This is a genomic window from Streptomyces sp. NPDC003032, assembly GCF_053591415.1.
Map to the genome: position 1 here is coordinate 227,539 of NZ_JBSFTT010000012.1, position 26,799 is coordinate 254,337.

24 protein-coding genes and 1 pseudogene are annotated in these 26,799 nt (G+C 72.0%); 14 read left to right on the top strand and 11 right to left on the bottom strand.

Going from position 1 to position 26,799, the window contains the following annotated elements; translation table 11 throughout:
• Positions 1-8: 8 nt before the first annotated feature.
• The 4 genes from cseB to ACWDZ7_RS19555 form a co-directional block, all read right to left on the bottom strand.
• Positions 9-722 carry a two-component system response regulator CseB gene (gene cseB / locus ACWDZ7_RS19540; RefSeq protein ID WP_451798410.1) on the bottom strand — a complete coding sequence of 238 codons (714 nt, stop codon included), beginning with the start codon at positions 720-722 and terminating at the stop codon, positions 9-11.
• A gap of 69 nt (positions 723-791) precedes the next feature.
• Positions 792-1,394: a hypothetical protein gene (locus tag ACWDZ7_RS19545; RefSeq protein WP_451798411.1), complete on the bottom strand. Its 603-nt coding sequence runs from the start codon at positions 1,392-1,394 to the stop codon at positions 792-794.
• A 29-nt stretch (positions 1,395-1,423) separates the two neighbouring features.
• Positions 1,424-1,972 carry a SigE family RNA polymerase sigma factor gene (locus ACWDZ7_RS19550; RefSeq protein WP_125514296.1) on the bottom strand — a complete coding sequence of 183 codons (549 nt, stop codon included), beginning with the start codon at positions 1,970-1,972 and terminating at the stop codon, positions 1,424-1,426.
• A gap of 215 nt (positions 1,973-2,187) precedes the next feature.
• On the bottom strand, positions 2,188-3,123 hold the full coding sequence (locus ACWDZ7_RS19555) for an A/G-specific adenine glycosylase (RefSeq protein WP_451798412.1): 936 nt from the start codon (positions 3,121-3,123) through the stop codon (positions 2,188-2,190).
• A gap of 435 nt (positions 3,124-3,558) precedes the next feature.
• Between ACWDZ7_RS19555 and ACWDZ7_RS19560 the strand changes: the two genes are divergently transcribed.
• Both ACWDZ7_RS19560 and ACWDZ7_RS19565 read left to right on the top strand, forming a co-directional pair.
• Positions 3,559-5,163, top strand: a complete 1,605-nt coding sequence (locus tag ACWDZ7_RS19560; RefSeq protein ID WP_451798413.1) for a sensor histidine kinase — start codon at positions 3,559-3,561, stop codon at positions 5,161-5,163.
• 38 nt (positions 5,164-5,201) lie between these two features.
• Positions 5,202-5,828 (top strand): response regulator, encoded by a 627-nt coding sequence (locus ACWDZ7_RS19565; RefSeq protein ID WP_451515392.1) that lies wholly within the window; start codon positions 5,202-5,204, stop codon positions 5,826-5,828.
• A 63-nt stretch (positions 5,829-5,891) separates the two neighbouring features.
• Here ACWDZ7_RS19565 and ACWDZ7_RS19570 read toward each other — a convergent pair whose 3' ends face one another.
• On the bottom strand, positions 5,892-6,584 hold the full coding sequence (locus ACWDZ7_RS19570; protein WP_451798415.1) for a phosphatase PAP2 family protein: 693 nt from the start codon (positions 6,582-6,584) through the stop codon (positions 5,892-5,894).
• Positions 6,585-6,780: 196 nt separating this feature from the next.
• Here ACWDZ7_RS19570 and ACWDZ7_RS19575 point away from each other — a divergent pair, with 196 nt between their 5' ends.
• Positions 6,781-7,590, top strand: coding sequence for a hypothetical protein (locus tag ACWDZ7_RS19575; protein ID WP_451798416.1), 810 nt, complete (start codon positions 6,781-6,783; stop codon positions 7,588-7,590).
• Positions 7,591-7,662: 72 nt separating this feature from the next.
• Here ACWDZ7_RS19575 and disA read toward each other — a convergent pair whose 3' ends face one another.
• The gene (disA, locus tag ACWDZ7_RS19580; RefSeq protein ID WP_451798418.1) at positions 7,663-8,787 is read right to left on the bottom strand and encodes a DNA integrity scanning diadenylate cyclase DisA; all 1,125 of its coding nucleotides are present in this window, start codon (positions 8,785-8,787) and stop codon (positions 7,663-7,665) included.
• Positions 8,788-8,866: 79 nt separating this feature from the next.
• On the bottom strand, positions 8,867-10,276 hold the full coding sequence (gene radA, locus ACWDZ7_RS19585) for a DNA repair protein RadA (RefSeq protein WP_451798419.1): 1,410 nt from the start codon (positions 10,274-10,276) through the stop codon (positions 8,867-8,869).
• Positions 10,277-10,453: 177 nt separating this feature from the next.
• Between radA and ACWDZ7_RS19590 the strand changes: the two genes are divergently transcribed.
• The gene (locus tag ACWDZ7_RS19590) at positions 10,454-12,415 is read left to right on the top strand and encodes a BACON domain-containing protein (protein WP_451798421.1); all 1,962 of its coding nucleotides are present in this window, start codon (positions 10,454-10,456) and stop codon (positions 12,413-12,415) included.
• On the opposite strand, the gene ACWDZ7_RS19595 is transcribed toward ACWDZ7_RS19590, so the two are convergent.
• Positions 12,412-13,227, bottom strand: coding sequence for a hypothetical protein (locus ACWDZ7_RS19595; RefSeq protein WP_451798454.1), 816 nt, complete (start codon positions 13,225-13,227; stop codon positions 12,412-12,414). The two genes, ACWDZ7_RS19590 and ACWDZ7_RS19595, sit on opposite strands and share 4 nt — an antisense overlap.
• A gap of 329 nt (positions 13,228-13,556) precedes the next feature.
• Between ACWDZ7_RS19595 and ACWDZ7_RS19600 the strand changes: the two genes are divergently transcribed.
• The 5 genes from ACWDZ7_RS19600 (at position 13,557) to ACWDZ7_RS19620 (ending at position 18,517) form a co-directional block, all read left to right on the top strand.
• Entirely contained in the window at positions 13,557-14,492 is a 936-nt protein-coding gene (locus ACWDZ7_RS19600; protein WP_451798423.1) for a Ppx/GppA phosphatase family protein, read from the top strand.
• Positions 14,493-14,632: 140 nt separating this feature from the next.
• Positions 14,633-15,457 carry a sugar phosphate isomerase/epimerase family protein gene (locus ACWDZ7_RS19605; protein ID WP_451798424.1) on the top strand — a complete coding sequence of 275 codons (825 nt, stop codon included), beginning with the start codon at positions 14,633-14,635 and terminating at the stop codon, positions 15,455-15,457.
• Positions 15,454-16,086: a TetR/AcrR family transcriptional regulator gene (locus ACWDZ7_RS19610; protein WP_451798426.1), complete on the top strand. Its 633-nt coding sequence runs from the start codon at positions 15,454-15,456 to the stop codon at positions 16,084-16,086. Before ACWDZ7_RS19605 ends, ACWDZ7_RS19610 begins: the two co-directional genes overlap by 4 nt.
• 172 nt (positions 16,087-16,258) lie before the next feature.
• A complete protein-coding gene (ilvD, locus tag ACWDZ7_RS19615; RefSeq protein WP_451798428.1) occupies positions 16,259-18,112 on the top strand; it encodes a dihydroxy-acid dehydratase in 1,854 nt (617 codons plus the stop codon).
• An 87-nt stretch (positions 18,113-18,199) separates the two neighbouring features.
• On the top strand, positions 18,200-18,517 hold the full coding sequence (locus tag ACWDZ7_RS19620; protein ID WP_451798429.1) for an SH3 domain-containing protein: 318 nt from the start codon (positions 18,200-18,202) through the stop codon (positions 18,515-18,517).
• A 40-nt stretch (positions 18,518-18,557) separates the two neighbouring features.
• On the opposite strand, the gene ACWDZ7_RS19625 is transcribed toward ACWDZ7_RS19620, so the two are convergent.
• The gene (locus ACWDZ7_RS19625; protein WP_451798431.1) at positions 18,558-20,789 is read right to left on the bottom strand and encodes a protein kinase domain-containing protein; all 2,232 of its coding nucleotides are present in this window, start codon (positions 20,787-20,789) and stop codon (positions 18,558-18,560) included.
• 194 nt (positions 20,790-20,983) lie between these two features.
• Between ACWDZ7_RS19625 and ACWDZ7_RS19630 the strand changes: the two genes are divergently transcribed.
• The 4 genes from ACWDZ7_RS19630 to proC all read left to right on the top strand — a co-directional run bounded on the left by ACWDZ7_RS19630 (position 20,984) and on the right by proC (position 24,113).
• Complete coding sequence (locus ACWDZ7_RS19630; protein ID WP_451798432.1) at positions 20,984-21,463, top strand: EamA/RhaT family transporter; 480 nt, start codon at positions 20,984-20,986, stop codon at positions 21,461-21,463.
• A 61-nt stretch (positions 21,464-21,524) separates the two neighbouring features.
• Positions 21,525-22,430 (top strand): ABC transporter ATP-binding protein, encoded by a 906-nt coding sequence (locus ACWDZ7_RS19635; protein ID WP_451798433.1) that lies wholly within the window; start codon positions 21,525-21,527, stop codon positions 22,428-22,430.
• Between the two features lie 26 nt (positions 22,431-22,456).
• Positions 22,457-23,194 (top strand): ABC transporter permease, encoded by a 738-nt coding sequence (locus tag ACWDZ7_RS19640; protein ID WP_451798435.1) that lies wholly within the window; start codon positions 22,457-22,459, stop codon positions 23,192-23,194.
• A gap of 94 nt (positions 23,195-23,288) precedes the next feature.
• On the top strand, positions 23,289-24,113 hold the full coding sequence (gene proC / locus ACWDZ7_RS19645; protein ID WP_451798436.1) for a pyrroline-5-carboxylate reductase: 825 nt from the start codon (positions 23,289-23,291) through the stop codon (positions 24,111-24,113).
• Between the two features lie 20 nt (positions 24,114-24,133).
• Here the strand turns inward: proC and ACWDZ7_RS19650 are convergent, their stop codons facing one another.
• On the bottom strand, positions 24,134-24,679 hold the full coding sequence (locus ACWDZ7_RS19650; protein ID WP_451798438.1) for a cysteine hydrolase family protein: 546 nt from the start codon (positions 24,677-24,679) through the stop codon (positions 24,134-24,136).
• A 23-nt stretch (positions 24,680-24,702) separates the two neighbouring features.
• On the opposite strand from ACWDZ7_RS19650, the pseudogene ACWDZ7_RS19655 reads away from it, so the two are divergent.
• Positions 24,703-25,233, top strand: a pseudogene (locus ACWDZ7_RS19655) (GlxA family transcriptional regulator); the annotation flags it as partial.
• Here ACWDZ7_RS19655 and trpS read toward each other — a convergent pair.
• Positions 25,188-26,198: a tryptophan--tRNA ligase gene (trpS, locus tag ACWDZ7_RS19660; protein ID WP_451798440.1), complete on the bottom strand. Its 1,011-nt coding sequence runs from the start codon at positions 26,196-26,198 to the stop codon at positions 25,188-25,190. The pseudogene ACWDZ7_RS19655 and the gene trpS sit on opposite strands and share 46 nt — an antisense overlap.
• Between the last annotated feature and the right edge of the window lie 601 nt (positions 26,199-26,799).

The window sequence follows — 26,799 nt, forward strand, 5'->3', positions numbered from 1 at the left end:
GCGCCCGCTCACGCCTTGAGCTTGTAGCCGAAGCCGCGGACCGTCTCGATGCGGTCCTGGCCCACCTTCGTACGCAGTCGCTGCACATGGACGTCGACGACGCGGGTGTCGCCGCCCCAGCCGTAGTCCCAGACCCGCTCCAGGAGCTTGTCGCGGGACAGGACCGTGCCGGGCGCGGACGAGAACTCCAGGAGCAGGCGCATCTCGGTCGGCGTCAGCGCGACGGGGGCGCCGTCCTTGCGGACCTCCATGCCCTCCGTGTCGATCTCCAGATCGCCGAAGTGCAGCACACCGCCGTCCGCCGCGGAGCGCTCGTCCGTACCGGACGTCACCGCGCCCTGACCGCTCGCGTGCCCGAAGCGGCGCAGGACGGCGCGGATGCGGGCGACCAGGACGGCGCCGTCGAACGGCTTGGTCACGTAGTCGTCGGCGCCCGCCTCCAGGCCCAGTACGACGTCGATGGAGTCGGCGCGCGCCGACAGCATGATCACCGGGACGGTCGACTCGTCACGTATGCGGCGGCACAGCGAGACGCCGTCCAGGCCCGGCACCATCACGTCGAGCAGCGCGATGTCCGGCCGGTCCGCGCGGAACGCCTCCAGGCCCGAGAGGCCGTCGGGCATGGCGGTCACCACGAAGCCGTCGCGCTCCAGGGCGAGCTGGGTCGCCTCGCGGATGACGTCGTCGTCCTCGACGAACAGGACATGGGTCTGCTCTGCCATCGGCTGCTCTCAGTTCTTCTCGGTACGTCTTGTCTGTGCGGGTCGGTACGTCGCGTTGCCTGTGCGGTCTCAGTCCGCCGACGGCGCGGCCGTCTCGCTGCCGACCGCGTTGCTGAAGTCGTTGCGCGTACGTTCCGTCTCGGTGAAGCGGTGCGAGGACCAGCGGTACGTGATCACTTCCTCACCGGAGGGATACGCCACCGAGTCACCCTTCTCGTACAGCTGCTCCGTGACGACCAGATCACCCCGGTCGATCTCGGCGTAGACGGAGGCGGGCTCCTCGGCCTTGAAGACATTCTCGTACCGGCCGCCCTCGGCGCGATACACGTAGCTGCCGATGCCGACGGCGTCCGCGCAGGTCAGCACGTTCACCACGACATCGGAGGCAGATCCTCCGGTCAGGTTCCCGTACGACACGTCAACCGGGTACGTCTCGCCCGCGCAGGGCTTCAGGTCCCGCTTGATCGCCGGGCTGACCTTCGGGTCCTCCTTGACGAGCCGCACCGCGTCGATCTTCTTCACCGGCACGGAGGCCGAGGCGGACGGCGACGGCGACGCGGACAGCACGGGCTCGCTGTGCGCCGGCCCCTCGTCGCGCGCGCCCGAACCGCCCGTCGCGCAGGCGGAGACCGAAAGGCCGATGGCGGTGAGCACGGCCACCGCCGTGCTCACCGCCTTCACGCTTCTCGTGGCCCCAGGGCCTAGGCCGCGCAACGCTCCCGCTCCTCACGTTCGAGCGCGCTCGCGACCAGTTCCTCGCGGTCCCGGCTCTCCAGTTCCTGGCGGAGCCGGGCGAGCGCCCGGTGCAGCGTGCTCTTGACCGTCCCGGCCGACATGCCGAGTGCGGCGGCCGTCTCCTCTGTGGACATCTGCTCCCAGTGTCGCAGCACGACGACGCTGCGCTGCTTGGGTGCGAGCACCTTCATGATGTCCATCAGGAGGGCGCGGTCCGCGTGCTGTTCGGTGGAGTCTTCCACGCTCGCGTCGGGCAGCTGCTCGGTGGGCACCTCTTCGAGCTTGCGGGCCCGCCACCACTCCGTACGCGTGTTGATCATGACGCGGCGCAGATAGGCGTCCGCGAGCCGCTTGTCGGCTATACCGTCCCAGCGGCCGTACGTACGTACGAGCGCGGTCTGCAGCAGGTCCTGGGCGTCCACGGGGTCCGGAACCAGGCGCCGGGCACTGCGCAGCAGGGCATCCTGCCGAGTGCGGACGTACTCTTCGAACTCGAGCACCTCGCCGTGCGCCATATCAAACCGCCTCCGTTCCGTTCCCATTGCCGACCGCGGTCCCTGCCTGTGCGGTACATGCAAGAAGCTACGGAGGCCGTGTCACGGGGCTGTGCGGAGCAGCCAGCGGCAGGCGCACGGCTGTACGTAGGTTGTGTAACAGAAGTAGGACTCGCGTAAATGCGTGCCTCTACAGGGGCCACGAGAGCCGCAGGAGCCACTGCGAGCCGGGGCCGTCAGGTCAGAGGCAGGCGGTACAGACCCTCCGGCAGCGGCTCGACGAGACCGTCCGCGACCAGGCCGTCCAGCGCGCGGGCCCGCTGCACCGGCTCGTCCCAGACGCGGTCAAGGGCGGCCTGCGGTACGGGCGTCAGGGCCTCGCGGAGCACGGCGAGCAGCTTGCCCCGCACCTGGCGGTCCGTGCCCGCGTACGTCTGTCCGCGCCGGGCCGGGCCCTCATGCGCCGGCTTGCCCGCCGTGCGCCAGGCGCACTGGGCGGCGATCGGGCACCGCGCGCAGTTCTCGTTCTTCGCGGTGCACACCAGCGCGCCGAGCTCCATCGAGGCCGCCGCCCAGCGGGACGCGGTGCGCTCGTCCTCGGGGAGCAGGGCGCGGGCGAGCTTGCGCTCGGCGGCGGTGGTGGCGTTCGGCGGGTACTGCGTACCGGTCACGGCCCGCGCGAAGACCCTGCGGACGTTCGTGTCGAGGACGGCGTGCCGCTGTCCGTACGCGAACGACGCCACGGCGGCCGCGGTGTACTCCCCGATGCCGGGCAGGGCGAGCAGCTGCGCGTGCTGCCGGGGTACGTCGCCGCCGTGCCGCTCCGTTATGGCCACGGCCGCGCCGTGCAGCCGCAGGGCGCGGCGCGGGTAGCCGAGCCGGCCCCAGGCGCGGACGGCCTCGCCGGGCGCCTCCGCGGCGAGGTCCGCGGGGCGCGGCCAGCGGGCCAGCCACTGCTCGTACACGGGCAGGACCCGGCTGACGGGCGTCTGCTGGAGCATGAACTCGCTGACCATCACACCCCACGGCCCGGCGTCCTCGCACCGCCACGGCAGATCACGGGCGTGTGCGTCGAACCAGGCGATGACGGGGGTGTGGAGGGCGTCCCCGGCGCGCTCGGGGGAGTCCCCCGGGGCGGGGCTGTTCGGTGTGGGCTTGGGGGGAGCAGTCATGGCGGTTCCGATCCTGCCATGGCCTTGGCGGTTCTACGGGTTCGTGGGGGCTTGGGGCGGGGTGTTGTTCTCTTCGTGTGCGGGTGGGTGGGGGGTTTGCCGCGCTGCGCGCGGGGGCTTTCCCGGCCGGCCGGCCGTTGCCCCGGGTGAGAGGGGAGCTTTGCCGTGTTGCGCGTGAGGGGTCTCACCCGCTCGCCCGTTGCCTCGGGTAATGGGGAGTCTTGCCGCGCTGCGCGCGGAGGCTTTCCCACCCTGTGCCCGCCCTTTGCCCGCCCCGTGCCCGCCCTTTGCCCAGGGGGCGTCCTTGGTGCGCTGCGCGCGGGGGCTCCCGTTCACTCTGTAGCCCTGGGGTGACTTGGAAGGGTGGGTGGGGAGCTCCGGGTTCCTGACGATCGGCAGGGGTGCGAGCCGGAGTGGGGAAGTAGCGTCGGGGGCGTGGAGAGGCGTACCCGGGGGTTGTTGGTGTGGGCGGGGCTTGCGATGCCCGTCGTGTCGGTGGATCGAGTGGGGCTGAACGAGCCCCACTCGGCCGGCACACAGCTGGGCACGCTCACCGTGCTCGCCGGGGCCGTCGGCATCTGCCGGGCCCGCCCCCTCCTCGCCTTCCTCGCCGCGGCCGCCCTCGGCCTCCTCACCGCGCCCTCCCTCTTCACCCTCTCCTACGGCCCCGCCCTCGCCCTCTTCGCGCTGCTCCTCGGCCGCCGCGCGGCCCACGCCCGCCCCGCCCTGCTCGCCTTCGGGGCGATCGCCGTCGTCGGTACGGTCAAGATCGCCGTGCGGGACGTCGACCCCGTGGTCGAGTGGCTCGTCCTCATGGGGACGCTCGTGTTCGGCGCCGTCTTCCCCTGGCTCGCGGGCCGCTACTGGCGCCAGGGCCGCGAACTGGCCGCCGCCGGCTGGGCCCGCGCCGACCAGCTGGAGCGCGAGCAGCGCATCGTCGCCGACCGCGCGCGGCTGCGCGAGCGGGCCCGCATCGCCCAGGACATGCACGACTCCCTCGGCCACGAACTGAGCCTGATCGCCGTCCGCGCCGGTGCCCTCCAGGTCGCCCCCGACCTGCCGGACCCGCACCGCGAGGCCGTCGCCGACCTCCGCGCGGCGGCCTCGCAGGCCACGGACCGGCTGCACGCGATCATCGGCCTGCTCCGTGACGAGGACGACGAGCGGGCCCCGCTCGCGCCGACCGGGGAGACCGTCGCCGACCTCGTCGCTCGCGCCGCGGAGTCGGGACTGGAGATCACGTACGCCGAGGACGGACCGGACGCGGCAAGCGGCACCGTCGGCGGCGAGCTGACGGGACGTACCGTCCACCGCGTGGTCCAGGAGGCCCTGACCAACGCCGCCAGACACGCACCGGGCGCCCACGTCACCGTCACGGTGGCGCGCGACGGCACCACGACGGTGGTCACCGTCACCAACGGCCGCCCCAAGGAGCCCGGTTCACCCTCCGAGGGCGGCATGGGCGGTACCGGCCTGCGCGGCCTGCGCGCCCGCGTCACCGACCTGGGCGGCACCTTCGACGCGGGCCCGCACGGCGACGGCTTCCGGGTGACCGCACGCCTCCCCGCCGAGGGGCTCGCCCCCGCGCCCCCGCACTCCGGCGCCCACCTCGCGTACGCGCGCCGCCGCACTGTCCTGGCCTTCGGCGCCGCCGTCACCACGGGCGTGCTGCTCGTCGGCGGGACCTTCGCCTGGTACGCGTACTCACGGACGCACTCGGTGCTCGACCCCGCCGATTACGCCCGTCTGCGCGTCGGCGAGACCCGCGCCGAGGCCGAACGCGTACTGCCGGACCACTCGGCCTCCGACCCGCCCGTGGAACGCGCCCCGAGCCCGCCACCCCGGGGCGCCGACTGCGCGTACTACCGAGCGAGCGGTGAACTCTTCACCGCCGTCCCCTACTTCAGGATCTGCTTCGACGAGACCGAGAAGGCCGAGAAGACCGATAAGGGTGACAAGACTGATACGGGCGGTGTCCGGCTCGTGGACAAGACCGTGATCCCCACGGCCGACGCCGTGAACAAGGAGCGTGCGCGGTGAACCAGGCCATCCGGGTCCTGCTGGCCGACGACGAGGCCATGATCCGCGCGGGCGTGCGCGCCATCCTCGGCGCGGGCCGCGACATCGAGGTCGTCGCGGAGGCCGCCGACGGGCGCGAGGCCGTCACCCTCGCGCAGGCCCACCGGCCCGACGTGGCGCTGCTCGACATCCGTATGCCGCGCCTGGACGGCCTCGCCGCGGGCGAGGAGATCGTACGTACGGTGCCGGGCACCGCGGTCGCCATGCTGACGACGTTCTCCGAGGACGCGTACGTGGCACGGGCGCTCGGCGGCGGAGCCACCGGGTTCCTGCTGAAGTCCGGCGACCCGCACGAACTCATCGCGGGCGTCAGAGCGGTGGCGGGCGGCGCCGCCTTCCTCTCGCCCAAGGTGGCCCGGCACGTCATCGACGGCTTCGGCGCCCGCCGCATGGGACGCGACGCCGCCGCACGCGCCCGCGTCGCGGCCCTCACCCCGCGCGAACGCGAGGTGCTCGGCCTGGTCGGCGCGGGCCTGTCCAACCCGGAGATCGCCGCCCGGCTGCACCTCGTGGAAGGCACGGTCAAGGCGTATGTGAGCGCCGTCCTCGACCGGCTCGGGGTCAAGAACCGCGTGCGGGCGGCGATCGTCGCGTACGAAGCGGGGCTCGTCCCGGAGACGGACTGAGGTCCCGCAGACGGACTGAGGCCCGCCCACGCGTCAGCGCCGGCACCGGCGCCGGCGTCGGCGTCAGCGGCGGCGGTGCGAACCGTGCCGCCGGAACGTCATCGTCGGGGAGTCGTACGCCGCCGGGTCCGCGCCGGGGGACGGGGCGAGGGCCGGACCCGGACCCGCGAACCACCTCACGACACCCGTCGAGGACCCGCGCATCGCCTGCCCGACCCGCGACACGGGACGCGTGGTGATCCGTACGACCACATACGTGATCAGCGCGCCGAAGACGAGACCGACCGCCACGTCGTGCGGGTAGTGCACGCCGACGAAGACCCGCGAGAAGGCCATGAGCACGGCCATCGGAACCGTCAGGGCCGCGATGCGCGGCCAGGCGAGCGCGAGGCCGATGGCGGCGGCGCCCGCGATCGTCGAGTGGTTGCTGGGGAAGGACCAGTCGCCGTACGCCGGGCACTCGACGAGCGGCTTCAGTGCCCCGGTCACCGCCCGGCAGGGACGCTCCTCGTCGATGACGGACTTGAGCAACTCACTGCACACATAAGCCACCGCGGTGGCGAGGGGGGCGAGCACGGCGATCGCCAGGGCGCGGGGGTCCCCGCGCCGGGCGCGCCACCAGGCGACGACGAAGAGCACGCCGAAGAGAAGCAGCCCGAGCTCCGTCCACACCTCGGCGAGGTGCTGGAACCACGACGGTGTGTCGTGGGCGAAGTCGGTGATGTCGCGGTAGAGATCGTCGTCCATGGTGTCCATGATTATGGACGGTATGGAGTGGGTCCGAATCGTCACATCTGGCGATCGTCCTGTGCGTACCCCTGACGATGGACAGGGTCGGCAGGTCGGGAGGGCTCCGCGGTGCGGTGCTCTCCGGGATGATGATCGGCAAACTTTGTTGCTCAAGGCGGCGGGTGGGGCGGGAGAAGAGCCGGATCTCTCGTAAGGTTTGGGCGTGGGATCTCTGCGCAATCCGGTCGGGCCGCTTCCCTCCACCATCTACTGGCGTCGGAGGGCCGTTCTGCTGTCCGTATTCGGCCTGCTGGTGCTGCTCGCCGTCTGGGTCGCCGTCTCGGGTGGCGGGGGCGGGAAGAACGGCGCCGACGGGCCGAGCGGCAACGGCCCCGCCACGTCCATCACCCCCGGCCCCTCCGAGTCCGGGCCCGCGATCAGCGAACACCCGGGCGGGCGGGACGAGTCGGACGAGGGTTCGGGCTCGGGTTCGGGTGGCTCCGAGGGGTCGGGTTCCGGCGGCTCCGGAGTGTCCGGCGGCTCGGACGAGGGCTCCGGTGGCGGCGGCTCGGGCGATGACGCCAAGGGCGGCGGCGGCTCGGGCGACCGGCTCCCGGCCGGCACGCGCGTGCCGAACTGCACCAGCGGCACCGTGAAGTTGAAGGTGCGCAGCGTGCAGAACGAGTACGGGATCGACGAGAAGCCGAAGTTCGAGCTGATCGCCCAGAACACCGGCGGCAAGGCCTGCAAGCTCGATCTGGGCGGTAGGGGCACGGTGCTGACGATCAGTCAGGCGGACGGCGAGGGCGAGTTCTGGTCCTCGGCCGACTGCCCCTCCGGAAGCGGCAGACTGCTGCTGCGCGTGCCGGCCGAGGGGCGCGTCACGCACTCCGTGCAGTGGGACCGGCGGGGCAGCGCGCCGCAGTGCGCCACGCCTTCGTCGGGAACCGCGACGCCCGGGACCTACCTTGTCGAGGCGAAGGCCCCTGGGCTCAGGACCGCTCGCACCTCGTTCGTCCTGGAGAAGGACTGACGCCCGGCCTCCACTCAGGGAGTACGGGGCTGGACGTGACAGGGAGTGCGGCTGGACGTAACAGGAGTACGGCTAGACGTACCGCTCCAGGATCGACGACTCCGCCAGGCGCGAGAGGCCCTCGCGGACGCTGCGGGCCCGCGCCTCGCCGACGCCGTCCACCGTCTGGAGATCGTCCACGCTGGCGGCGAGCAGCTTCTGCAGGCCGCCGAAGTGCTCGACGAGACGGTCGATGATGGCGCCCGGCAGCCGGGGGACCTTGGCGAGGAGGCGGAAGCCCCGCGGTGAGACGGCCGAGTCCAGGGCCTCCGGCGAGCCGGTGTAGCCCAAGGCCCGCGCCACCGTGGAGAGTTCGAGCAGCTCCGCGTGCGTGAGGGCGTCCAGCTCCGTCAGGGCCTCGTCGACCGTGCGGGAGCGCTTGGCGGTCGGCTCCGGCACATAGTCCCTGACGACCAGCTCGCGCTCCGGCTCGACGCCCGCGATCAACTCGTCCAGCTGGAGGGTGAGGAGGCGGCCGTCCGTGCCCAGCTCCACCACGTACTCGGCGATCTCCGTGGCGATGCGGCGCACCATTTCCAGGCGCTGGGCCACCGCCGAAACGTCCCGCACCGTCACCAGGTCCTCGATCTCCAGGGCGGAGAGCGTGCCCGCGACCTCGTCGAGGCGGAGCTTGTACCGCTCCAGGGTCGCGAGGGCCTGGTTGGCGCGGGAGAGGATCGCCGCCGAGTCCTCCAGGACGCGGCGCTGACCGTCCACGTACAGCGCGATCAGGCGCATGGACTGGGAGACGGAGACGACCGGGAAGCCGACCTGCTTGGAGACGCGGTCCGCCGTGCGGTGCCGCGTGCCCGTCTCCTCGGTGGGGATCGTCGGATCCGGCACCAGCTGCACACCGGCCCGCAGGATCTTGGTGATGTCCTTGTCGAGGACGATGCCGCCGTCGAGCTTGCACAGCTCGCGCAGGCGCGTCGAGGTGAACTCGACGTCCAGGATGAAGCCGCCCGTGCACATCGACTCGACCGTCTTGTCCCAGCCGAGGACGATCAGGCCGCCGGTGTTGCCGCGCAGGATGCGTTCGAGGCCGTCGCGCAGGGCCGTGCCGGGCGCTACGGCGCTCAGGGAGGCGCGCATCAGCACATCGGCAGCGGAGCTTCCGCCGGGCTTGCCGGGATTCGCTGCCCGGTCGTTGGCTGCCACTGCACTCCCTCGCTCGCAGGTCGTCCCAGCCTCTTCCGTACGTCTGTCTTCGTACGGACGGGCGAGACCAGGGCAAAGTCTACCGGCGCTCTTCCTCCTCCCGTGGGGCCTCTCGGCGACGGGATCGCGGAAGGACACGCAGCGCGTCCCCCATATCGGCGACTTCGATGACCTTCATACCGGCGGGGATCCTGCCGGGATCGGCCGGTACGAGGGCGTGGGTGAAGCCCAGGCGGTGCGCCTCGGCCAGCCTGCGCTGGACGCCCGTGACCCGTCTGACCTCGCCCGCCAGGCCCACTTCACCGATCGCCACGAGGTTCTTCGGGAGCGGGGTGTCGCTCGCCGCGCTGGCCAGCGCGAGGGCGACGGCGAGGTCCGCGGCGGGCTCGGAGAGCTTCACGCCGCCGACCGTCGCGCTGTAGATGTCCCGCTTGCCGAGGGCCGTGATCCGGCCGCGCTGCTCCAGGACGGCCAGCATCATCGAGACGCGGGAGGTCTCCAGGCCGGAGGTGGTGCGCCGGGGGCTCGGGATCTGCGATTCGACCGTGAGCGCCTGGACCTCGGCGACCAGGGGGCGGCGGCCCTCCAGGGTGACGGTCAGGCAGGTGCCGGGGACGGGCTCGGCGCGGCGGGTGAGGAAGAGGCCGCTGGGGTCGGCGAGGCCGGTGATGCCCTCGTCGTGCAGCTCGAAGCAGCCGACCTCGTCCGTCGTGCCGTACCGGTTCTTGACGCCGCGCACCAGGCGCAGGCGCGCGTGCCGGTCGCCCTCGAACTGGAGGACGACGTCGACGAGATGCTCCAGAAGGCGCGGGCCCGCGATCGCACCGTCCTTGGTGACGTGGCCGACCAGGAGCGTGGACATGCCGCGCTCCTTGGAGGCGCGGATCAGCGCGCCCGCGACCTCGCGGACCTGCGCCATGCCACCGGGCGCGCCGTCGATCTCGGGCGAGGCGACCGTCTGCACCGAGTCGAGGACCAGGAGCGAGGGCTTGACCGCGTCCAAGTGGCCGAGGACGGCCGACAGGTCGGTCTCCGCCGCCAGATACAGGTGGTCGTCGATCGCGCCGATGCGGTCGGCGCGCAGCCGCACCTGGCTCGCCGACTCCTCACCCGTCACATAGAGCGTGCGGTGCGCGTCGCTGGCCGCCTTCGCCGCCACGTCCAGGAGCAGCGTGGACTTGCCGACGCCCGGCTCGCCCGCGAGCAGCACCACGGCGCCGGGCACGAGACCGCCGCCCAGCACGCGGTCCAGCTCGGGCACGCCGGTGGTGCGCGCGGTGGCCGTGCGGCCGTCCACCTCGCCGATCGGGACGGCGGATGAGGTGACCCGGCCGGGGGCGGTCGTACGGATGGCGGGCGCGCCGTACTCCTCGACCGTCCCCCAGGCCTGGCATTCGGGGCAGCGGCCGAGCCACTTGGCCGTCTGCCAGCCGCACTCGGTGCAGCGGTAGGACGGCCGGTCCTTGGCGGTTTTCGTACGGGCAGCCATGGTCGGAACCGTAGCCGAGGCCACTGACAACGCGGTCCGGCAGCGGCCCACGCCTGGGTCGGCGCCTCGGAATGGTGGGCTCCTGTCCCCTTTTGAGGGATCTGTTCACCCGTAAGGATTAAATGCGCGCAAGGCGGAGGAACTGGCCTGCATCATCCGCCTAACTTCGCACGGGTGATGAGCAGCAGGCCGGAAACATCCGCGAACGAAACCGGCGCGCACCGGGCGCACCGTCTCCCGCGCAAGCGCGTGGTGCCCCGCCCGGCGCCCCGGACGACTCCGCCCGCGCGCTACGAACCGTGTCTGGACGGCCTCTTCACGTACTGCCTGTCCGTCCTGTGCGATCACGACGCGGCGACCGCGGCGCTGGGTGACGTGCTCCACTTGGCCGAGCGCCGGGGATCGCGCGGCCCCGAAGCCGACGGCGAGCTGCGCGCCTGGCTCTACGCCCTCGCGCGCTGGGTCTGCCTGCGCCGGCTCGCCGAGGCCAAGCGGGAGCGGCAGGGTGCGCATGCGGCCAGGGCCAGGGGCGGGGGTGCGGGTGCGGCCAGGGGCGGGGGTGCGGGTGCCGGCTCCCGCGTCTCGAAGACGGCCGCGTCCGTGCCGTCTGCCGCGTCCGGCTCGTCCGCCATGTCCGCCGCGTCTGGCCCGTCTGCCGCGTCTGCCGCGTCCGGCTCGTCCGCCGGGACCGCTTCCGTAGGTTCCCGTTCCCATTCCCATTCCCGTTCGGGTTCCGGTTCGGGTTCCGATTCCGGTTCTGGTTCCGCCCCCGCCCCCGTCTCCGACGAGACCGAGCGGCGGCGCCACCGCGAACTGGCCCAGCTGGCCTGGCCCGAGGCCGCCGGGACGACCCCCGAACAGCGCGAGGCCCTCGAACTCGCCGTGCGCCACCAGCTCGCCCCCGCCGAGGTCGCCGCCGTCCTGGGCATGGACGTCGCCGAGGCCCGCGGACTGCTCGCCTCCGCCGCCTGCGAAGTGGAGCGCACCCGCGCCGCCCTCGCCGTCGTGGAGACCGGCAGCTGCCCCATCGTCGCCCGCCTCACCGCCGACAACCAGCTGCTGCTCGGCACGGCCCTGCGCCGCGAGCTCGTCCGGCACGTCGACGACTGCCCGCGCTGCCGCCGCACCGCCGAACGCGCCGGGGCGGGCGCCTGGCCCGGCACGGCCGTCGGCCCGGCCATGCTCCCCGTCGTCGAGGCCCCGCGGGACGCCCTGCCCACGGCCATGGCGCATGTCCCACGCGCGCGGGGCGCCCACCCCCGCTACGACCGGCGCGGTTTCCCGATGGACCCCAAGGACCACGCCGCGCGCCGCGACCGTCTGCGCGCGCGTGCCGTCACGACGACCGTCGTCGCCACCGTCGTGGCCGCCCCGGTGCTCGCCCTCTGGGCCGCCTACCGCGGAGCGCCGCTCACCGGAGAGGGCCGCGACGGTGGCTCGGTCACCGCGAGCGAGGGCCAAGGCCCGGACGGCCTCGGCGGCGACGGCGTCCGGGACTACGAGAACGCGGGCAACGCCCGCACGGGCCCCGAGCCCCGCTTCACCGCGGGCAGCCGCTCACCCGACGTCTCCGTAGAGGTCATCAGCGGCGGCGGGCCCCCGTCCGGCTCGGCGACGGGCCCCGGGCGCCTCACCGTCGAGGCGCAGCCCAGCGGCGACACGACGCTCATCACGCTGACGGCGTCCGGCGGCGCACCGGTCCGCTGGTCGGCGAGCGTGGGCGCGTCCTGGCTCTACCTCAGCCGCTCGTCGGGAACGCTCGCGCCGGGAGAGTCGTTCACGATCCAGGTGTACGTCGATCACAACCGCGAGCCGTCCGGGCCCTGGCGTGCGAGGGTCGCCCTCGCGCCCTCGGGCGCGGTCATCTCCATCGACGGATATGGGGACGGGCGTCCGCCTTCCCGGCCGGGGCCGGGGCCGAAGCCGAGCGATCCCCCGCCTTCCGGCCCTGGGCCCTCTTATCCGGGGCCTTCCGACCCCGGGCCCTCGGACCCCGGGCCTTCCGATCCCGGCCCCACGCCGATGCCGACGGACCCGGAGCCCACGCCGTCGGATCCCGGGCCGTCGGATCCCGGGCCGTCGGATCCCGGGACGGGAGACTCGTCGCCGCCTCCCGGCGAGAGCGAGGGGACTCCTTAGGAAGTGAGGGAGCCGGTGTCCGCGCGGGCGGGATCCGCCGGGTGCGGGGCGAGCAGCGGGAGTTGGGAGTTCAGGCGCTGCTCGCACAGCTCCACCAGGCGGTCGTAGCCCTCCTTGCCCATCAGTTCGATCAGCTCGGGGCGGTAGGAGATGTACACCGGGTCGCCCGCGCCGTGCGCCGACGTCGCCGACGTGCACCACCAGTGCAGGTCGTGGCCGCCGGGGCCCCAGCCCCGCCGGTCGTACTCACCGATGGACACCTGTAGGACGCGCGTGTCGTCGGGCCGGTCGATCCACTCGTACGTCCTGCGCACCGGCAGCTGCCAGCAGACGTCCGGCTTCGTCTCCAGGGGCTCGCGGCCCTCCCTGAGCGCCAGGATGTGCAGTGAGCAGCCGGCGCCGCCCGCGAAACCGGGGCGGTTCTGGAAGATGCACGAGCCGTTGAACGGGCGGGTCTGGCGGTCGCCGTCCTCGTCCGTGGAGATCCAGCCGGTCTCCCGGCCCACGTCGTGGTGCTGCCAGATGTCGGGCGTGAGCCGCTCCACGTACCCGGCGACGCGCTTCTCGTCGTCGTCGTCCGAGAAGTGCGCGCCCAGCGTGCAGCAGCCGTCGTCGGCGCGGCCCGCCTGGATGCCCTGGCAGCCGCTTCCGAAGACGCAGTTCCAGCGGGAGGTCAGCCAGGTCAGGTCGCAGCGGAAGATCTGCTCGTCGTCGGCGGGGTCGGGAAACTCCACCCAGGCGCGGGCGAAGTCCAGCCCCTTCTCGTCCGGTTCCCCCCGGCCAGTCTTCACCGACCTGCCGGACTTCCCGATCTCCTCAGCCTTCTCGGGCCGTCCGGCCTTCCCGGGCCGCTCGGCCCGTTCCGACTGGTCAGCCTTACCGGCTTTGCCTGACTTGTCAGCCTTACCCGGCTTGTCAGCCTTACCCGGCTTACCCGGCTTCTCTGCCTTGCTCGGACTTCCCACCTTCTCCAGCTCCCCTTGCTTCGTCGGCTCCTGGGACCCGGGCGGCGTGGGCGACGACTTCCCCGACTTCGATTTGTCGGCCTTCGTCTTTTTCGTCTTTGGCACGTCTCCAGGGTATGCGGGCACCGGGCCGCCCGAGGACGGCCCGGTGCCCCATGCGGCGTAGCGTTCCGTACATGAGACTCGGTGTCCTCGACGTGGGATCGAACACGGTGCATCTGCTCGTGGTCGACGCCCATCCCGGCGCGCGCCCGCTGCCCGCGCACTCGCACAAGGCCGACCTGCGCCTGGCCCAACTCCTCGACCCGGCGGGGGCGATAGGCCCCGAGGGCGTCGACCGGCTGGTCGCCACCGTCCGCGCGGCGATGGAGGCCGCCGAGGACAAGGGCGTGGAAGAAGTGCTGCCGTTCGCCACCTCCGCGGTGCGCGAGGCGACCAACGCCGACGAGGTCCTGGCCCGGGTCCGCGAGGAGACCGGCGTCGACCTCCAGGTGCTCTCCGGCGAGGAGGAGGCCAAGCTCACGTTCCTGGCCGCCCGGCGCTGGTTCGGCTGGTCCGCGGGCAAGCTCCTCGTCCTGGACATCGGCGGCGGCTCGCTGGAAATCGCGTACGGCATGGACGAGGAGCCGGACGCCGCGGTCAGCCTCCCGCTCGGCGCCGGCCGCCTCACCTCCGCCTGGCTGCCGACGGACCCGCCGGACCCCTCGGACGTGAAGGCGCTGCGGCGGCACGTACGCGCGCAGATCGCCCGCACGGTGGGCGAGTTCGCCCGTTTCGGGACCCCGGACCACATCGTGGCGACGTCGAAGACGTTCAAGCAGCTCGCCCGCCTGTCGGGCGCCGCCCGCTCCGCGGACGGTCTCTACGTACAGCGCGAGCTGAAGCGGAGGTCCCTGGAGGACTGGGTTCCGCAGCTCGCCGCGATGACCACGCAGGAGCGCGCGGAGCTGCCCGGCGTATCCGAGGGGCGGGCCGGCCAGCTGCTCGCCGGGGCGCTCGTCGCCGAGGGCGCGATGGACCTCTTCGGCGTCGAGACCGTGGAGATCTGCCCGTGGGCGCTGCGCGAAGGCGTGATCCTGCGGAGGCTCGACCACCTTCCCCCGGCGCCCTGAGCGGACCCGCGACGTCCTGAGCGGACTCCCGGCGTCCGGAGCGGGGTCCCCGGTGTCCTGAGCGGGGCGGAACATGGCATGACCGGGGCGGAACGAGGCCACCTCCCCGGCGTCCGGGCGCGGCCCGTACCCTGTCCTTCGTGGCAGAACCAGTGGTGCGCATCCCGGATGCGAAGGTCGCCCTGTCGACGGCCTCGGTCTATCCGGAGTCGACGGCGACGGCCTTCGAGATCGCCGCGCGCCTCGGCTACGACGGCGTCGAGGTCATGGTGTGGACCGACCCCGTCAGCCAGGACATCGAGGCCCTGCGCAGACTGAGCGACTACCACCAGATCCCGATCCTGGCCGTCCACGCGCCGTGTCTGCTGATCACGCAGCGCGTCTGGTCCACCGACCCGTGGGTCAAGCTCCAGCGTGCGAAGGCCGCCGCCGAGAAGCTGGACGCCTCCACGGTCGTGGTGCACCCGCCCTTCCGCTGGCAGCGCAACTACGCGCGCGACTTCGTCGACGGAATCTGGCGCATGGCCGACGAGACGGACGTACGCTTCGCCGTCGAGAACATGTACCCCTGGCGCTACCGCGACCGCGAGATGCTCGCGTACGCCCCCGACTGGGACGTCACCAAGGACGACTACCGCCACTTCACCGTCGACCTCTCGCACACCGCGACCGCCCGCACGGACGCGATGGACATGATCGACCGCATGGGCGACCGGCTCGGCCACGTCCACCTCGCCGACGGCAAGGGCTCCGCCAAGGACGAACACCTCGTCCCGGGCCGCGGCACACAGCCGTGCGCCGAACTCCTGGAGCGCCTGGCGGGAACCGGCTTCGACGGGCACGTCGTCATCGAGGTCAACACCCGGCGCGCGATGTCCAGCGCCGAACGCGAGGCCGACCTCGCCGAGGCGCTCGCCTTCACGCGGCTGCATCTGGCCTCGGCGGTGAAGGTGCCCCGCTCATGACCTCCGGCGCGCCGTCGGGGGCCGCCGCTCCGCGCCGCCGGGGACGCCCTTCTCGTACGCAGTCGGAGACCGGGCCCGCGACGCGCGACCGCATCCTCCAGGCGGCCCGCGACGAATTCTCCGAACGGGGATACGAGAAGACGTCCGTGCGCGGCATCGCCAAGGCCGCCGGCGTGGACCCGGCGCTCGTACACCACTACTTCGGTACGAAGGAGCACGTCTTCGAGGCGGCCATCACCGTCTCCTTCGCGCCCGCCCTGGAAGCGCCCGCCGCCGTCGAGGAGGGCCCGCTGGACGGCGTCGGCGAGCGCCTGACCCGCTTCATCTTCGGCGTCTGGGAGAACCCCGCCACGCGCGCCCCGCTGCTGGCCATCGTGCGCTCCGCGGTGAACAACGACACGGCCGCCGCGGTCTTCCGCCGCCTCATCGCCACCCAGCTCCTCGGCCGGATCGCGCGCCGCCTCGACCTGCCGGACGCGGAGCTGCGGGCCGAACTGGCGGCCGCGCAGCTGGTGGGCATCGCCATGCTGCGGTACGTGATCAAGGTCGAGCCGCTGGCCTCGGCGGACGTGGAGCAGATCGTGGCGCGGGTGGCTCCGGTGGTGCAGGGGCATCTGACGGGGGCGTGAGCGACCGGGTGTGGACGACCGGGGCGTGAGTCCAGGAACGTACAACCGGATCGGGTCGCCAACTCGTTCGCTCGCCGAGACGCCCGTCCCGCCATCCGGACGCCCTGTCCAGATCCTGGAGCCGCGGCGTACGCTCGACAGCAGCCCCATCTCTCCGAAGGAGCGAGCGACGATGCCCGAGCTCAGGTCCCGCACAGTCACCCACGGCCGCAACATGGCGGGCGCCCGCGCCCTTATGCGCGCCTCCGGTGTACCCGGGGCCGACATCGGGCGGAAGCCGATCATCGCCGTGGCCAACTCCTTCACGGAGTTCGTGCCCGGCCACACCCACCTCCAGCCCGTCGGCCGCATCGTGTCCGAAGCGATCCGCGAGGCGGGCGGCATCGCCCGCGAGTTCAACACCATCGCGGTGGACGACGGCATCGCGATGGGCCACGGCGGAATGCTGTACTCCCTTCCCTCGCGCGACCTGATCGCCGACTCCGTGGAGTACATGGTCGAGGCCCACTGCGCCGACGCCCTGATCTGCATCTCCAACTGCGACAAGATCACCCCCGGCATGCTGATGGCGGCGCTCCGCCTCAACATCCCGACGGTCTTCGTCTCCGGCGGCCCCATGGAGGCCGGCCAGGCCACCCTCGTCGACGGCACCGTCCGCAAGCTCGACCTGGTCAACGCGATCAGCGACGCCGTCGACGAGAGCATCTCGGACGAGGACATGCTCCGCATCGAGGAGAACGCCTGCCCGACCTGCGGCTCCTGTTCCGGCATGTTCACCGCCAACTCGATGAACTGCCTGACCGAGGCCATCGGCCTCTCCCTGCCGGGCAACGGCACGGTCCTGGCCACGCACACCGCCCGCAAGGAACTGTACGAGCGCGCGGGCGCCACGGTCGTCGAGATCACCAAGCGCCACTACGACGGCGACGACGCCTCCGTCCTGCCGCGCAGCATCGCCACCCACGCGGCCTTCGAGAACGCCATGGCCCTCGACATCGCCATGGGCGGCTCCACCAACACGATCCTGCACCTGCTCGCCGCGGCCCGGGAGGCCGAGGTGGACTACGACCTGACCGACATCGACGCCGTCTCGCGCCGCGTCCCGTGCCTGGCCAAGGTCGCGCCGAACGCCGCGCCCACCACGACGTACTACATGGAGGACGTGCACCGCGCCGGCGGCATCCCCGCGATCCTCGGCGAGCTGTACCGCGGCGGCCTCCTCAACGAGGACGTGCACACCGTCCACTCGCCGTCCATCAAGGAGTGGCTGGACACCTGGGACATCCGCAGCGGGTCGGCGTCGGACGAGGCCGACGAGCTGTGGCACGCCGCCCCCGGCTGCAAGCGCTCCGCCGAGGCGTTCTCGCAGTCCGAGCGCTGGGACACCCTCGACACGGACGCCGCGAACGGCTGCATCCGCGATGTCGCCCACGCCTACTCCAAGGACGGTGGCCTCGGCGTCCTCAAGGGCAACATCGCCGTGGACGGCTGCGTGGTGAAGACCGCGGGCGTCGACGAGTCGATCTGGACCTTCGAGGGTCCCGCGGTCGTCTGCGACTCGCAGGAAGAGGCCGTCGAGAAGATCCTCACCAAGGGCGTCAAGGAAGGGGACGTGGTGGTCATCCGCTACGAAGGCCCCAAGGGCGGCCCCGGCATGCAGGAGATGCTCTACCCGACCTCCTACCTCAAGGGCCGCGGCCTCGGCAAGGCCTGCGCCCTGGTCACCGACGGCCGTTTCTCCGGCGGCACCTCCGGTCTCTCGATCGGCCACGCGTCGCCCGAGGCGGCGTCCGGCGGCACGATCGCGCTCGTCGAGGACGGCGACCGGATCCGCATCGACATCCCGAACCGGACGATCGAACTCCTCGTCGACGACGCGGAGCTGGACCGCCGCCGCGAGGCGCTCGGCGGTGTGTACGAGCCCAAGGCCCGCGAGCGCAAGGTCTCCGCCGCCCTGCGCGCGTACGCGGCGATGGCGACCAGCGCCGACAAGGGCGCGGTGCGGGACGTGTCGAAGCTCGGCTGAGACCCGAAACCTTTTGGGGCGCGGGCGCGTCCTTGGTGTGAGGAACACGCCAAGGGCGGCCCGCGCCGCCGGTTACGGGGGAACACGATGAGCGAGAACGTCATGACGCCAGAGACGTCCGACGGCACGGACACCGAGGCCGAGGCGCAGGACGCGCAGGCCGCCGCCAGGACCTACTCGATCGCCGCGGATGTCAACGTCCGCTCCGGCCCCGGCACGTCGTACTCCAAGGTCGGCCGCCTCAGCGCGGGCACCCGCGTGACCATCCAGTGCCAGAAATCAGGCGAAACGGTCACGGGCCCGACCGGCACCTCAAAACTGTGGGACCGAATCGGCAGCGGCCGGTACGTCTCGGACACGTACGTCCGCACGGGCAGCAACGGCTACGTGGCACCACGCTGCTGACGAGCGGCCCAGGAAGCCGCCGGGCGCCAGGTGAGTGGGCTCACCCGGACTTCGGCGGCTTCGTCGCGTCGAAGGCGAGCACCGTGTTCTTGGCCGCGGCCACGACCAGCAGGCGTCCGGCGACGGTGACGCGTGGCGCGGCGTTCACCTCGCCCGCCACGCCGTCGGCCCGTGGATCAGTCGTCCACAGCGGCTCGCCCTTGAGCGCGGAGAGCGCGACGACCCTGCCGCTGGCCGAGCTGAAGTACAGCACCCCGTCGCCGTCCCCGGCCACCGGCCCCGACGCGCCCTCCACGCCTGTCTGCCGGGACCATTTCTTCCGGCCGGTCGCCGGGTCGAGCGCCGTGACGAGCCCGGTCCGCCCGCTCACGTAGACCGTGCCGCCCGCCGTCGCGGGCGTCCCGTCGTACGTCTTCGCCAGGCGCGTGTACGTGACCTTGCGCAGAGCCCGGTCCACCCGCGTCACCCCGTCGAAACCGACCGACGCCGGCCCCTCCATACGCTGATGAAGGAGTACGAGACTGTCACCGGCGGTACCGACCGGCATGACCGGGCCCTTGACGGCGACGGCCCCGCCCAGGCGACCCGACGCCAGGCCGACGACGCGCAGAACGGGGTGGCGCACCTCGCCCGAGGACACCTCGGCGTCCGGCGCGCACATCGCGTACAGCCGCGTGCCCGCCGGAACCGGCGCACACTGCGTGCCCGAGGGGAACGGCTCGCGCCAGAGCACCTTCCCGCTGTGCGCCCGCCGCCCCTCGAAGCGGGAGTTCGACGCGTCGACCGTCACGACGGTGGAGCCGAGCACCACGGCGTCCCGCGTCCGCCCCGTCACGGCCGTCGACTGGGCGCCGGACGGCACGGACCACAGCTCCTCGCCCTTGTCCGCGTCGACGGCGACCACTTCGGTGGCGGGACCGGCCGCGCCCTCGGCCGCGAAGCGGTAACCGAGCACCGTGTCGTCGGTGACGCCCACCAGGTGCATGCCCTGGACCGGCACGCCCGGACTCTTCTCCGTCCACACGCGTGAGCCGTCGGACGCCCTGATCCGGGCCGCGACGACACCACCGCCCCCGCAGAACAGGGCGTCACCGCGTGCCTCGCACCGCAGCTCGTCCGGGATGTCCGCCTGGCCGCCGGGCACCGTCTTCCGCCACGGCCGGAACCCGTCCGGGAGGGGCGCCCCGGTCGCCGCGACGTTGCGCCCCTCGTCGCCCGCGCCACCTTCGCCGCCCGCCCCGCCGGAGTCACCGGCCCGCATCAGCGCGACGCCACCGCAGATCGCGGCGACGGCGACGACGGCGGCGAGCACGGCACGCAGGCGGCGGCGGGTACCGGGGGCACCGGTGCCGACCCGCTGCGGGGCGGTCGGAGGCGGCGTGGCGTCATCCGTGGACAGATGGTGCTGCGTATCCGTCTCACACGTACTGCGCGCGCCGCCCCCCGCGGGAGCCGCGCCCCCGAGATCCGTGGGCAGGTCCCGCAGCCGTACGAGGAGTTCGTCCGCCGAGGGCCGGTCCTTCGGGTCCTTCGCCAGACACGGCTCGACGACCTTCCGCAGCGCGACCGGGACCGAACCCAACGACGGCGGCTCATGCACGACCTGGTACGCCGTCATGTACGGGCTGTCGGCGTCGAAGGGCCCCTGCCCCGTCGCCGCGTAGACGAGGAGCGTGCCCAGCGAGAAGACGTCGGAGCGCGGCCCCACCCCGCGCGGCGCCTGCAACTGCTCCGGCGACATGAACGGCGGCGTCCCGATGACCCGCCCCGTCATCGTCAGCGTCTGCTGGTCCGCCGCGCGCGAGATGCCGAAGTCGATGACCCGTGGCCCCTCGGGGGAGAGAACCACGTTGGACGGCTTGAGATCCCGGTGCACGACCCCCGCACGATGGATGTCGCGCAACGCCTCCGTCAGTCCAATGGCCAGCGTGCGCAGCTCGGCGCCGCCGATCGGCCCGTGCTTGGCGATGCGCTGGGCGAGCGTATGGCCTTCGATGTACGTCGTGGCCATCCACGGATGCGCGGCCTCCGGATCGGCGTCGATCACAGCCGCGGTGAAGGCACCGCTGACCCGCCGGGCCGCGGCCACCTCCTGCCGGAAGCGGATCCGGAACTCCTCGTCGTCCGCGAACTGCTGGTGGATCAGTTTGATCGCCACGGGGCGCCCCGAAGCCGTGCGCGCCAGGAAGACCGTGCCCATGCCGCCGGCGCCGAGCCGCGCCTCCAGCGGATAGCCGCCGATCTCCTCCGGGTCTCCTCCACGGAGTGACACTGTCCGGACCTCCCCGCGATCCCCCGCTACGTCTTACGCCGCCCAACGTAGCCGCCAGGTGGTGGGGGAGGACAAGGAGGGGGACGAATAGGGCGCGCCGCGGCGCCGCTCCACGCAGCCCCGTGTCGCCGCCCCGCGCAGCCCTCGTGTCGCCGCCCGGCCGGGCACGCCCCTCACCGGGCGATAATCAAACGGTGAGCGAAGAACCCACCACCCCCGGCCCGCGGCCCGAGCCCATCCGTTTCTTCGGCGCGACGTGGGTCGCCCACGACGGCGGCTACGGCGCCCGCCGCGCCGGTGTCGCCGTCGGCTCGCTGCTCGCGGCGGCGGCGGGCTGCTTCGTGCTGCGCTTCGCGTACGAGGGTCTGGCCATCGCCGACGTGGGCAAGTTCGTCAACCTCCTCGTCGTCGTGATGTTCGCGATCTGCAGCGCGCTCGCCTTCCGCCGCACCTGGGAGGGTTTCACCAGGCGCCACGACCCGGCGTCCCAGGCCTCGATGCGAGGCCTGCTGACGATCGGCTTCATCGGGAGCCTTCTCGCCTACTTCGTCCGCTCCCTGACCGAGGCCCCGGGCGAACAACTGCACCGCGAGGAGTACGAGGCGGCACGCGCCCAGTACGCGAAGCGGACGTCACGACGGACGGGCAACCCGTCACGGAGGAAGAAAGCCTGACCCCCGGCACCGGGACGAGCCCTTGACGGGCCACACCCCCCGGAGGATTATTCATCATGTGATGAATAATCGGCGTCCGAGGGATGCCCTCCTCAGCCAGGCCGACGGCGACCGGGCCGACGGCGACCAGACCCACGTCGACCAGACCCACGTCGACCAGGCCAACGGCGACGAGGCCCGCCCAGGCCTCGGCTACGACCCCGGCCCCGACCCCGGCCCCGGCCCCGCCATCCTCGCCGAGGACCTCACCGTGGTCCGAGGCCCCCGCACCGTCCTGCGCGGCCTCGACTTCGCGGTTCCGCGAGGTCATATCACCGGGCTCCTCGGCCCCTCCGGCTGCGGCAAGTCCACCCTCATGCGCGCGGTCGTCGGCACCCAGGCCAAGGTCACCGGCGCCCTGCGCGTCCTCGGCCACCCGGCGGGCGCTCCCGACCTGCGCTCCCGCATCGGATACGTCACCCAGCGCCCCTCCGTCTACGACGACCTGTCCGTCCGCCAGAACCTGGACTACTTCGCGGCCGTCCTCGACCCCGGCCGGGGCACCGCCGCCGAACGCCGCCGCGACCACGTCAGCCGAGCCATCGACGATGTCGGCCTCACCTCACACGCCGACGCCCTCGCCGGCAACCTCTCCGGCGGCCAGCGCAGCCGCGTCTCCCTCGCCGTCGCACTCCTCGGCGCCCCCGAACTCCTCGTACTCGACGAGCCGACCGTCGGCCTCGACCCCGTACTCCGCCGCGACCTGTGGAACCTCTTCCACACCATCGCCGCCGAACGAGGCGCCGCCATCCTCGTCTCCTCCCACGTCATGGACGAGGCGGAACGCTGCCACCGCCTCCTCCTCATGCGCGACGGCGAGATCCTCGCCGACGACACCCCGGAAGCCCTGCGTGCCCGCACCCACTGCGACACGGTCGAAGCGGCCTTCCTCCACCTCGTCGACGAGGCCACGGCCCCATCCCGCTGAACGCCAGGAGAGATGAGGAGCCCCCGATGAACACGTACCGCACCTTCGCCACCGCCGCCCGCGTCCTGCGCCAGCTCCGCCACGACCCGCGCTCCATCGCGCTGATGATCCTGGTCCCCTGCGTGATGCTGCTGCTCCTGCGCTACGTGTTCGACGGCGACCCCCGCACCTTCGACTCCATCGGCGCCTCGCTCCTCGGCATCTTCCCGCTCATCACGATGTTCCTGGTGACCTCGATCGCCACCCTCCGCGAACGCACCTCCGGCACCCTCGAACGCCTCCTCGCCATGCCCCTCGGCAGAGGCGACCTCATCGCCGGCTACGCCCTCGCCTTCGGCGCTCTCGCCATCGTCCAGTCCGCCCTCGCCACGGGCCTCGCGCTGTGGGCCCTCGGCCTGGACGTCACCGGCTCCGCCTGGCTGCTGCTCCTGGTCGCCCTGCTCGACGCCCTGCTCGGCACCGCCCTCGGCCTCTTCGTCTCCGCCTTCGCCGCGTCCGAGTTCCAGGCCGTCCAGTTCATGCCGGCGGTGATCTTCCCCCAGCTCCTGCTCTGCGGCCTGTTCGCACCCCGCCCCAGCATGCAACCGGCCCTGGAGCGGATCTCCGACCTCCTCCCCATGTCCTACGCCGTCGACGGCATGAACGAAGTCCTCCACCACCCCGACATCACCGGCGACTTCGTACGCGACGCCGTCATCGTCGCCGCCTGCGCCCTCCTGGTCCTCGCCCTGGGCGCGGCGACCCTGCGCCGCCGCACGGCCTGAACCACCGGCCCGTCCGCCCACCGGACGCACCACCTGCCCGACGCACCCCAATGCGAGGATGGCCCCCGGACGACGCAACCCGGAGGCCCCGCTCATGAGCCGCACCACGAGCCAGAAAGTCGCAGTCCTCGGCACCGGAAAGATCGGTGAAGCCCTGCTCAGCGGCATGATCCGCAGCGGCTGGGCCCCCGCCGACCTCCTGGTCACCACCCGCCGCCAGGAACGCGCCGACGAGCTCCGCACCCGCTACGGCGTCACCCCCGTCAGCAACGCCGACGCCGCCAAGCAGGCCGACACCCTCATCCTCGCCTGCAAGCCCCAGGACATGGCGAAGCTGCTCGACGAACTCGCCCCGCACGTCACCGCCGAGCGCCTCATCATCAGCGCCGCCGCCGGCATCACCACCGCCTTCATCGAAGAACGCCTGGCCGAGAACACCCCGGTCATCCGCGTCATGCCGAACACCCCCGTCCTCGTCGACGAAGGCATGTCCGTCATCTCCGCCGGCAGCCACGCCACCGCCGACGCGCTGGCCCACGCCGAGGACATCTTCGGCGCCGTCGGCAAGACGCTGCGGGTCCCCGAGACACAGCAGGACGCCTGCACGGCCCTGTCCGGCTCGGGCCCCGCCTACTTCTACTTCCTCGTCGAGGCCATGACCGACGCGGGCATCCTGCTCGGCCTGCCCCGCGACAAGGCCCACGACCTGATCGTCCAGGCGGCGATCGGCGCCTCCGTCATGCTCCGCGACAGCGGCGAACACCCCGTGAAGCTCCGCGAGAACGTCACGTCCCCCGCGGGCACGACGATCAACGCCATCCGCGAACTCGAGAACCACGGCGTTCGCGCCGCCCTCATCGCCGCCCTGGAAGCCGCCCGAGACCGCAGCCGCGAACTGGCCTCCGGCAACAACAACTGACGCCGCGGCAAGCCCCCGACCTACGCCCCCGGCGAGAGAAGCGACGAGGTGGTCACCACCTCCGCAAACCCCCCATCATGCAGGGAAACCGCCGACGCCCGCGCCAACTCCTCCGCCCCACGCCGCCACCCCGCCAGATCAAAGGTGTACGTCGCGTCCAGCGCGAACAACACCTCGTACCCGAGGTTCCCACCCATCCGCGCCGTCGTCTCCGCGCACATGTTGGTCTGGATCCCGGCCACCACGAACTGCGTGATCCCCGCGGCCTTGAGCCACGCGTCCAGATCCGGCGCCCCATAGAAGGCCGAGTTCACGGTCTTCGTCAGCAACAGCTCCGGCCCCGCCCCCTTCCCCCGCCGCTCCTCGACGTACTCCTTGAAGTCGTTCCCCTTATAGCCCAGCCGCAACGGCGACCCCGGCTTCGACGAGTCATGCCGTACGAAGACCACCGGACGTCCCGCCGCCTGCCACGCGTCGATCAGTGCGGCGATGTTGTCATCGGCCGCCGGATTGTTCCTGGCCCCCCAGAACTCCTCCTCCTCGAACCCCCTCTGTACGTCCACCACGACCAGCGCTGCGTTCTCCGCTCCTCGAGGACGACAACATCTGGACCGCCGCGGGCACAGCCGCCGGCATCGACCTGTGCCTGCACCTGGTCCGCACCGCCCACGGCTCCGAAGCGGCAGCCACCATCGCCCGCTCCATGGTCACCGCCCCCTTCCGCACCGGCACCCAGGCCCAGTTCATCGAGCACCCCACACCGCGCGCCGACCGCGACGCCGATGCCCTCGCCTCCGTACGTGAATACGCCCTCCGTCACCTCCACGAACCGCTCACCGTCACCGACCTCGCCACCCGCGCAGGCATGTCGGCACGCTCCTTCGCCCGCCACTTCACGGCAGCCACCGGCACGACCCCACTCCGCTGGCTCCTGGACCAGCGCATCGCGGCCGCACAGAAACTGCTCGAACGCACCGACCTGCCCATGCCTGAGGTGGCCCGCCGCGCGGGGTTCGGCAGCGAGGTCACGATGCGCCAGCACTTCGCATCGCGCCTCGCCATCAGCCCCCGCGCCTACCGCACCTCGGTCACCGGCGGCAGCAGCCCGATCGCCCGATAGGCACCGTCCACCGTCGGCCTGGCCATCCCCCTGGCCCGCTCAGCCCCCTGCCGCAACACCTCCTCTACATACGCGGGATCCGCCACCAGCTCCTTGTGCCGCTCCTGTACGGGCCTGAGCAGCTCCACCACGGCCTCGGCGGTGTCCCTTTTCAGTGCGCCATACGACTCATATACACCGCTCAAGGCTTCTGGGTTCCCACCTCCGCAGGCGGCGAGGATCTCCAGCAGATTCGAGACCCCCGGCTTTGACTCGCGGTCGAAGGCGACCTCGCTGCCGCTGTCCGTGACCGCCCGCAGGATCTTCTTCCGCACGATGTCCGGCTCGTCGAGCAGATAGACGATCCCGGCCCCCGCCTCGTGGGACTTGCCCATCTTCGACGCCGGGTCCTGCAGGTCCATGACCCGCGCCGCGACCTTGGGAGGCGTGGCACGAGGCACCACGAATGTCTGCCCGTACCGCTGGTTGAACCGCACCGCCAGGTCCCGAGTGAGTTCGACGTGCTGCGTCTGGTCCTCACCGACCGGCACCTCATCGGCCCCGTACGCCAGGATGTCCGCCGCCATCAGCACGGGATAGGTGAGCAGCGACAGCCGCAGGCTCCCGCCCCGCGCCCGCTCGCGCACGGACTTCTCCTTGTACTGGATCATCCGCCGCATCTCGCCGTCCGTGGCGACGCACTCCAGCAGATACGAGAGCCGGGCGTGCTCGTCGACATGGCTCTGGACGAAGACGGTGGCCCGTTCGGGATCGATCCCCGACGCGAGCAGCAGCGTCGCCGCCTGCCTACTGAGCCTGCGCACGCGACCGGGGTCGTGGTCCACCGTCAGCGCGTGCAGGTCCACGACGCTGAACAGCGACTCGGCCCGGTACTGGTCCACCTCGGCCCACTGCCGGACGGCTCCCAGGTAGTTCCCCAGGGTCAGATGCCCCGTCGGCTTGACCCCGCTGAAGATCCTCGTCATCTCTCCGCCTCCTGCTCGGGACCGCCGGCCCGACGACCGGGCTCCGGGTCCTCCAGGGGGAGAAACACGAACGGCCGCCGAGGCGGCGGCCGTTGGGTACACGCGTATGTACGGCCGCCGTCAGGCGGCCCACCACAGCTGGGTGTACGCATGCGTTGTCATGCCCTTCAGACTAGCGCTGGGGGGACCTCCCGGCAGGGAGTTGACACTCCTGGAGGGCATACGTAGTGTTCTCCGAGTTGCCCGACGTGAGCGTCGACCACTTGGTCGGTCCCCGGGCAGCCATTCCGCAACAACCATCAAGCGATCGACGTCGCGTTCCCTTCCGGGATCCGCCTTCGGCTCGTTTTCATGTGTATTTGCGAAATGAGGAATCGGCGTTCGAAAGAGCGCCCCCGATTAGGTCGGGAGCCAGGATTCCGCTAAAGTCTCACTCGTCGGAACGGCCCAACAGCCGCGAAGACAACTCCCGCTGACCGGGAATCAGGCCCGAAAGGATCTGATAGAGTCGGAACCGCCGGAAAGGGAAACGCGAAAGCCGAAAGGCCGGAGCGGGAACCGGAAAGGCACCGAGGAAGTCGGACACGAAAGAGTCTGATAG